Annotated in this window: 5 protein-coding genes; 4 read left to right on the top strand and 1 reads right to left on the bottom strand. The window is 65.9% G+C overall.

Annotated features, from left to right (window positions below; genetic code table 11):
• Nucleotides 1-5: 5 nt before the first annotated feature.
• Complete coding sequence (locus B2W70_RS16945) at nt 6-653, bottom strand: TetR/AcrR family transcriptional regulator (RefSeq protein ID WP_286747587.1); 648 nt, start codon at nt 651-653, stop codon at nt 6-8.
• Nucleotides 654-939: 286 nt separating this feature from the next.
• On the opposite strand from B2W70_RS16945, the gene B2W70_RS16940 reads away from it, so the two are divergent.
• The 4 genes from B2W70_RS16940 to B2W70_RS16925 form a co-directional block, all read left to right on the top strand.
• On the top strand, nt 940-2,100 hold the full coding sequence (locus tag B2W70_RS16940; RefSeq protein WP_286747585.1) for an acyl-CoA dehydrogenase family protein: 1,161 nt from the start codon (nt 940-942) through the stop codon (nt 2,098-2,100).
• 63 nt (nt 2,101-2,163) lie between these two features.
• Nucleotides 2,164-3,369: an acetyl-CoA C-acetyltransferase gene (locus B2W70_RS16935; protein WP_286747583.1), complete on the top strand. Its 1,206-nt coding sequence runs from the start codon at nt 2,164-2,166 to the stop codon at nt 3,367-3,369.
• A 17-nt stretch (nt 3,370-3,386) separates the two neighbouring features.
• Complete coding sequence (locus B2W70_RS16930) at nt 3,387-5,537, top strand: 3-hydroxyacyl-CoA dehydrogenase NAD-binding domain-containing protein (RefSeq protein WP_286747581.1); 2,151 nt, start codon at nt 3,387-3,389, stop codon at nt 5,535-5,537.
• Nucleotides 5,538-5,602: 65 nt separating this feature from the next.
• The coding region (locus B2W70_RS16925; RefSeq protein WP_286747580.1) for a CoA transferase at nt 5,603-6,237 on the top strand (635 nt) is incomplete at its 3' end.

Here is a 6,237-nt window from a genome sequence, read left to right as displayed (position 1 = left end):
AGGGCTCAGCCCTCGTCGGCCGACAGCGCCCGCCACAGGATGTGAAAGAGCTCGTCGAACTGCTCGAGCAGCGACTGCTTTTCGCGCCGCACGATGTGCATCAGCACCACGCGGCCGATGATGCCCATGAAGATGTCGAGCAGGATCTTGGCCGATACGCGCCGGTTCAGCACGCCGCGCGCCTGGCCGTCCTTGAACACGCCCATGAAAGCGCCCATCAGCTCGGGGCTTTCGTAGATGCCGATGTTCTGGTGGCGTGACACCGGCACGGCGGTGAACAGCAGCATCATCACCGCCGGGTGCTTGTCCATGTAGTCCAGCGTCACCCAGAAGGTCTTGCGCAGGCGCTCGCGTGCGTCGTCGATGCCCTGGAGGTGGTCGATCATGCGCTCGGCCAGGCGGCCCAGCATCACGTCGAGCATGGCGTAGACCAGCACCTCCTTGCTGCCGAAGTACTTGTAGATGGTCTGCAGGGACACGCGCGCCTCCTTGGCCACGTCGAGCAGCGTCACCTCGTGGAAATCACGCGTCGAGAACAGGGTGAGCACGGCCCGCTCGATGCGCGCCAGCGTGTCGGCGCGCATGCTGCCCAGCGCAGCTCGGCGTTCGTCGGCAGTGCCGGGTGGCGTGGGGCGAGGGTCGGCGGCGGGCATGGGATGCGTTCATTCCTGATTGGAACGAAATCGTACCAAATGAACGGTCGTTCGCAAATTTTGGTCAAGCCCCCTTGCCTCGACATGACGTTAACGTCAAGATCAGCACCCGTTGTGCACCACGATGCATGGCTGGTTTCCCGGGCGTCAGCGGCTTGTCGCGGCCGATGCCTTGTGGGAATTCAGGGTTTACACCATGGGTAATTCAGATTACCGAAAGGCGTTGAACCGGTCTCGTGGTGCAGGAGCAGAACCCAACCCGACACGGATCGAGGAGACATCCCACATGCCCATTCAAAACTTCGCCCCCGCCTGGATGACCGAGGAACACCAGATGGTGTTCGACTCGGCCAAACGTTTCATGATCGAGCAATGGCAGCCCAAGGACGAAGCCTGGCGCGCCCAGGGCATGATGGACCGTCAGGCCTGGGAAGACGCCGGCGCCAACGGCTTCCTGTGCGCCTCGATGCCCGAGCAGTACGGTGGTGGCGGTGGTGACTTCGGCCATGAAGCCGCGCTGGTGCTGGCCCAAGGTGAAGCCGGCATCGGCGGCTTCGGCGGCTCGCTGCACTCGGGCATCGTCGCCCCCTACATCCTGCACTACGGCACCGAAGAGCAGAAGAAGCGCTGGCTGCCCAAGCTGGCCACCGGCGAGCTGATCAGCGCCATCGCCATGACCGAGCCCGGCACGGGTTCTGACCTGCAAGGCGTGCGCACGCTGGCGCTGAAGTCGGCCGACGGCGAGAGCTACACGATCAACGGCAGCAAGACCTTCATCACCAACGGCCAGCTCGCCAACCTGGTCATCGTGGTCTGCAAGACCGACAAGGACAAGGGCGCGCAAGGCATCTCGCTGTTCGTGGTCGAGACCGACGAAGCCCCGGGCTTTCGCCGTGGCCGCAACCTCGACAAGATCGGCATGGAGGCGCAAGACACCTCCGAGCTGTTCTTCGACGACGTGGTGGTCAGCAAGCACAACCTGATCGGCGAGCAAGAGGGCATGGGCTTCTTCCAGCTGATGCAGGAGCTGCCGCAAGAGCGCATGCTCGTGGCCCTGGCCGGCATCGCCGCCATGGAATACGCCATGAAGGTCACGCTGGAGTACACGAAGGAGCGCAAGGCCTTCGGCAAGCCCATCTTCAGCTTCCAGAACACGCGCTTCAAGCTGGCCGAGTGCCAGGCCCTGCTGCTGGCTTCGCGCGCCCTGGTCGACGCCGCCATGGTCTCGCACCTCAAGGGCGAGCTGGGCGTGGACCGAGCAGCGCTGATCAAGTACTGGATCACCGACAACCAGTGCAAGCTGATCGACGAGTGCCTGCAGCTCTTCGGTGGCTACGGCTACATGAAGGAGTACCCGATCGCCCGCCTGTGGGCGGACTCGCGCGTGCAACGCATCTACGGCGGCACCAACGAGATCATGAAGGAACTCGCTTCGCGCTTCCTGTGATCCTGTGGCCCTGAGTCCTGCTCACGGGCCCTCCCAGAACCCCATTTTCCGAAGGAGCTTCCCATGATCGAAGCCTACATTTTCGACGCCGTCCGCACCCCGCGCGGCAAGGGCAAAAAAGACGGCAGCCTGCACCAGGCCACGCCCGTGTGGCTGCTGCGCACCCTGCTGCAGGGCCTCCAGCAGCGCCACAACCTCGACACCTCCCTGGTCGACGACGTCATCCTCGGTTGCGTGACGCCCGTGGGTGAGCAGGGCGCCGACATCGCCCGCACCGCCGTGCTCGACGCCGGCTGGGCCGAGTCCGTCGCCGGTGTGACGCTCTCGCGTTTCTGCGCCTCGGGCCTGGAAGCCATCAACATGGCCACGGCCAAGATCCGCGCCGGCCTCGATGACATGGTCGTCGCCGGTGGCGTGGAAAGCATGAGCCGCTGGCCCATGGGCTCCGACGGTGGCGCCTGGGTCATGGACCCCCGCATCAACAGCGGCACGGCCTTCGTGCCCCAGGGCATTTCGGCTGACCTGATCGCCACGCTGGAAGGCTTCTCGCGTGCCGACCTCGATGCCTACGCCGCCGAGTCGCACCGCCGTGCCGCCGCCGCGCAGGCCGAGGGCCGCTTCGACAAGTCGGTCATCGGCGTGCGTGACATCAACGGCATGCTGATGCTGGGCCGGGACGAAACCATCCGCCCCGGCACCTCGGTCGAATCGCTGTCCAAGCTGATGCCCTCGTTCGAGATGATGGGCACCATGGGCTTCGACGCCACCGCGCTCGATAAGTACACGACCATCGAGAAGGTCATCCACGCCCACCACGCCGGCAACTCTTCGGGCATCGTCGACGGTGCTGCGCTGGTGCTTCTGGGCAGCAAGGAAGCCGGCCTCAAGGCGGGCCTCAAGCCCCGCGCCCGCGTGCTGATGACGGCCGAGTGCGGTTCCGAGCCCACCATCATGCTGACGGGCCCGACGCCCGCCTGCAAGAAGGCCCTGCACAAGCTGGGCATGACCCCGGGCGACATCGACCTGTGGGAAATCAACGAGGCCTTTGCCACCGTGCCCATGAAGACCGCCAAGGACCTGGGCGTGTCGATGGACCGCGTCAACGTCAACGGCGGCTCCATCGCCATGGGCCACCCGCTGGGTGCCACCGGCGCCATCATCCTGGGCACGGCCCTGGACGAGCTGGAGCGCACGGGCAAGTCCACCGCGCTGGCCACCCTGTGCATCGGTGCCGGCATGGGCATCGCCACCATCATCGAACGCGTCTGATCCGGGAGGCACACACCATGACTCAATCTCAAGCATTCAGCCTGGACATCGACGCCGACGGCATCGGCCTGGTCACCATCGACATGCCGGGTCGCGCGATGAACGTGCTCAACCCGACCTTGGTCGAGCCCTTCGCTGCGCTGGTCACCCAGCTCGAAACCGACGCCGCCCTCAAGGGCCTGGTCATCACCTCGGCCAAGTCGACCTTCATCGTCGGCGCCGACATCGACCAGCTCACGCAGATCACCTCGGCCGAAGAGGCCTACAAGCTGTGTGAAGACCTCAAGGGCATGATGCGCCGCATGGAAAAGTGCGGCAAGCCCGTGGTGGCCGCGCTCAACGGCACGGCCCTGGGCGGTGGCCTGGAGCTGGCCCTGGCTTGCCACGCCCGCATCGCCATCGACGACCCCAAGGCCAAGTTCGGCCTGCCTGAAGTCAAGCTGGGCCTGCTGCCCGGCGGTGGCGGCACGCAACGTGTGCCCCGCATGATCGGCATCCAGAAGAGCTTCGAGCTGATCACGCAAGGCAAGGAACTGACCGCGGCCAAGGCCAAGGACATGGGCCTGGTGACCGAGCTGGCCACCAGCCGCGACGACATGCTGGCCAAGGCCAAAGCCTGGTGCAAGGCCAACCCGAAGGCCTCGCAGCCTTGGGACAACAAGGGCTTCCGCATCCCCGGTGGCGACAGCAAGAGCCCGGCCGTGGTGCAGGTGCTCGCCATTGCCCCGTCGATGGCCAACGCCAAGGCGCACGGCAACTACCCGGCGCTCACCCACATCATGAGCTGCCTGTTCGAAGGCTGCCTGCTGGACTTCGACGCCGGCTCGCAGGTCGAGTCGCGTTACTTCGCCGCGTGCGTGGTCTCGCAGACCAGCAAGAACATGATCGGCACGCTGTGGCACCAGCTCAACGCCATCAAGAAGGGCCAGTCGCGTCCCAAGGGCTTTGCTGAATCCAAGGTCAAGAAGGTCGGCATCCTGGGCGCCGGCATGATGGGCGCGGGCATCGCGTACGTGTCGGCCAAAGTCGGCATCGACGTCGTGCTGCTCGACACCACCATCGAGAACGCCGAAAAGGGCAAGGGCTACTCGCAAGGCCTGCTCGACAAGGCCATCTCGCGTGGCCGCAGCACGGCCGAGAAGCGCGACGCGCTGCTGGCCCGCATCCAGCCGACCACGTCTTATGAAGACCTGCAAGGCTGCGACCTGGTGATCGAAGCCGTGTTCGAAGACCGCGACATCAAGGCCGTGTGCACGAAGAAGTCCGAAGCCATCATCGCCGCCGACGCGGTGTACGCCTCGAACACCTCGACGCTGCCCATCACCGGCCTGGCCACGGCGTCGAGCCGCCCGGCCAACTTCATCGGCCTGCACTTCTTCTCGCCCGTGGACAAGATGCCGCTGGTCGAGATCATCGTGGGCGAGAAGACGTCTGACGAGACCCTGGCGCGTGGCTTCGACTACGTGCTGCAGATCGGCAAGACCCCGATCGTGGTCAACGACGCCCGCGGCTTCTACACCTCGCGCGTGTTCGGCACCTACGTGATGGAAGGCCTGGCCATGCTGGGCGAAGGCGTGCACCCGCGCTCCGTCGAGGTCGCTGGTCTGAAGGCCGGCATGCCCATGCCGCCGCTGGCCCTGCAGGACGAGGTCTCGTTGAGCCTGGCCCTGCACATCGCCGAGCAGACCAAGAAGGACCTGCTGGCCGAAGGCAAGGAGCTGCCCCACCACCCCGGTCAGGCCGTGCTGCTGAACATCGGTGGCACGCACAACCGCGTGGGCAAGAAGACGGGCAAGGGCCTGTACGACTACAACGGCAAAGAGAAGTCGCTGTGGCCCGAGCTCACCAAGCTCTACCCGCCGGTGGCCCAGCAGCCGTCGCAACAAGAGCTGGTTGACCGCCTGCTGTACGTGCAGGCCAACGAAGCCGCCCGCTGCTTTGAAGAGAAGGTGGTGCGTTCGGTGGCCGACACCAACATCGGCTCGATCTTCGGCTGGGGCTTCGCGCCCAACCAGGGCGGCGCGCTGCAGTTCATCAACGCCGTCGGTGCCAAGAAGTTCGTCGAGCGTGCGCGTGAGCTGGCCAAGGCCTACGGCCCGCGCTTCGAGCCCGCTGCCGTCATCGTGAAGATGGCGCAAGAAGGCGGCCGCTTCGAGGACGTGGTGTGAGTGGGGGCAGCGCAAGCGCGCCTCAGGGGCTTGGCCCCCTGAGCGGGCTCCTGGCGGGCCTGCGCGTGATCGACCTCACGCGCAACCTGCCGGGCCCGTTCAGCACCCGCATGCTGGCCGACCTGGGCGCCGAGGTCGTCAAGGTCGAGCCGCCCGAGGGCGACCCGGCGCGTCCGCTCGGCCCGCTGTTCGAGGCGCTCAACCACGGCAAGGAGTGCCGCAAGGTCGACTTCCGAAGCGAAGCCGACCTCAACACCTTGCGCGACTGGCTGGCCACCGCCGACGTCATGGTCGACAGCTTCCGCCCTGGCGTGCTGCAAGGCATGGGCCTGGACGCCAAGCGCCTGCACGCGCTCAACCCGAAGCTGGTGATGGTCTCCATCACGGGCTACGGGCAGACGGGTGCCTGGGCGAACAAGGCCGGTCACGACCTGAACTTCATGGCGCTGTCGGGGGTGCTGGACCAGGTGAGGGCGCCCACAGGCGAGCTGGCCTTGTCCAACGTGCAATGGGGCGACCTCGCCGCAGGCAGCTCGATGGCCACCATCGCGGTGCTGTCGGCGGTGATCGAGGCGCAGCGCACGGGCAAGGGCCGTCACATCGACGTCAGCATGACGCATGGGTTGCACGCGCACTTGGTGATGCCGAAGTCGACGGCTTCGCTGTTGGCGCCGGTGTTGGGGCGCAAGCCGCAGGCGGG

It is taken from the genome of Aquabacterium sp. UBA2148, from assembly GCF_002328915.1.
In the GTDB taxonomy this organism is placed as follows: Bacteria; Pseudomonadota; Gammaproteobacteria; order Burkholderiales; family Burkholderiaceae_C; genus Aquabacterium; species Aquabacterium parvum.
This window is presented reverse-complemented; position numbering and strand designations above follow the sequence as displayed.

What these genes read in the sequence shown, in the direction of transcription:
- B2W70_RS16930 (WP_286747581.1), top strand. Translation starts at nt 3,387, where the DNA reads ATGACTCAATCTCAAGCATTCAGCCTGGACATCGACGCCGACGGCATC.
- B2W70_RS16935 (WP_286747583.1), top strand. Translation starts at nt 2,164, where the DNA reads ATGATCGAAGCCTACATTTTCGACGCCGTCCGCACCCCGCGCGGCAAG.
- B2W70_RS16945 (WP_286747587.1), bottom strand. Translation starts at nt 653, where the DNA reads ATGCCCGCCGCCGACCCTCGCCCCACGCCACCCGGCACTGCCGACGAA.
- B2W70_RS16940 (WP_286747585.1), top strand. Translation starts at nt 940, where the DNA reads ATGCCCATTCAAAACTTCGCCCCCGCCTGGATGACCGAGGAACACCAG.